General features: G+C 54.1%; 1 protein-coding gene. It reads right to left on the bottom strand.

From position 1 onward, the window contains the following. Window positions 1-40: 40 nt before the first annotated feature. On the bottom strand, window positions 41-1,479 hold a 1,439-nt coding region (locus tag GFJ41_RS20860), incomplete at its 5' end, for a hypothetical protein (RefSeq protein WP_206001594.1).

Raw genomic sequence — 1,479 nt, 5'->3', positions numbered from 1 at the left:
ATTGTTTTCTCTAAAACGGTTCACTTTATGTGAGTGTCACTCAATTTGTACCTCCGCCAATATAACCAGGTTTGCGATCTTCACGGGGTCTGAAACCTCGAGCGTGCAGGTCAGGAACATCGTCTTCTATGTCGCTGCGCAAGAACTCCCCGAGGTCGATACCGTAATCATCAGATGAAGTATGTGTCGTGATGGTCTTACTGCCTGATTGAAAATCTTTGCTCCCGCCTGTTACAAGGGTTTTGGAGGAGGAGGAGGAGGAAGAGGAAGAGGAAGAGGAAGAAGTGTGGGATGTGGACAGCTTGCGATCGCTTCCACCAGAACCAAGTCCCGAAAAGAATTTTCCATCATACCCAGCGAGATCTCCGTCACCGTGGCTGAGAGTGGTGATGGACTCTCCGCCAGAGACCTTGACGGTGAAGCCATCGCCAGTGAGGTCTTTACCGTCTTTAGCCGCAGCCTGGAGCTCTGCCTCGGAAAGGCCGAGCTTCCCGATGGCATCGCACCCTGGCCCGGTGCGCACAGTTTCATACTTCTCCTGAATGCCGTCTTTGGTGTGAATTGTTGTCTTGCGGACGGTTTGGGTGCAGCTGAGGCTTTGCGTGGTGACGTGTGAGGAATGGCTCGTACCTGAGGTGACTTTGCTGACGGTGGCGGCCGAGTCTGCAGTGGAGCCCTCGGCCTCCAGGGAGAGCTGAAGCTGGCCTATGTCGGTGAAGTAGGCCTTCCTCTGTGCTTCTCTCTCTGATCCAGTGATTCCAGCCTTGTAGATGGATGCCACCTCTACATCTTTCAGTGGCCTGCTCTTCAGGACCTTCAAGGAGCTGACGGTCTCAACATTCTGGACCTTTAAGGTGTCTAGGCGCTCCAGCTGCTTCTCCAGGGCAATGTAGCTGTCCTTGTCCACAGAGAAGGGCACATAGCTGGCACAGGAGCCTTTGCAGCTGCGCAGTTTGATGTCAATGTCCACCTCCAGGCGCTGTACGGCGACGAACTGGGCTTTTATCTGAGCCTTGACCGCCTCCAGGATTCGCAGCTGTCGATCGATTTTTATCTTCAGCTCAACGATCCTCTGTCTCAGCTGTTCGGCCAAGGAGGCGTACCTGTTATCATTACCTGCGTTGGAGACGAGTCTCTCTCGCAGGTAGTTGTAGGTGGTTTTGGACTCCAGATCTGTGGACCGGTGCAATTTCTTCCCATCATCAAGGAGTTTGCGGATATTGTCGATCTTTTTGAGAATGTAGTTGTCCGTTTGATCCAGAAGGCCTTGAACCCGGCAGCCAGACGGACACTTCCTGCCCCAGTCCTCGTCCGTGCAGATCGGCCAGTCTCTCTGAGACACACATTTATCAGTCTTGAAGCCCAGTACTGCAGGACGCGGGCCTCGGGGACTCAGAACCTCGGACGTTTCCCCCTGACACGAGGCAGAGAGGACGAGCGCACACAGGCAGAGGACAGAGAGCTGGAGCTTCATCTTAC

Source organism: Paraclostridium dentum (assembly GCF_012922555.1).
In the GTDB taxonomy this organism is placed as follows: domain Bacteria; phylum Bacillota; class Clostridia; order Peptostreptococcales; family Peptostreptococcaceae; genus Paraclostridium; species Paraclostridium dentum.
Note: the sequence above shows the minus strand (reverse complement) of the source record. Positions and strands in the feature narration are given on the sequence as shown.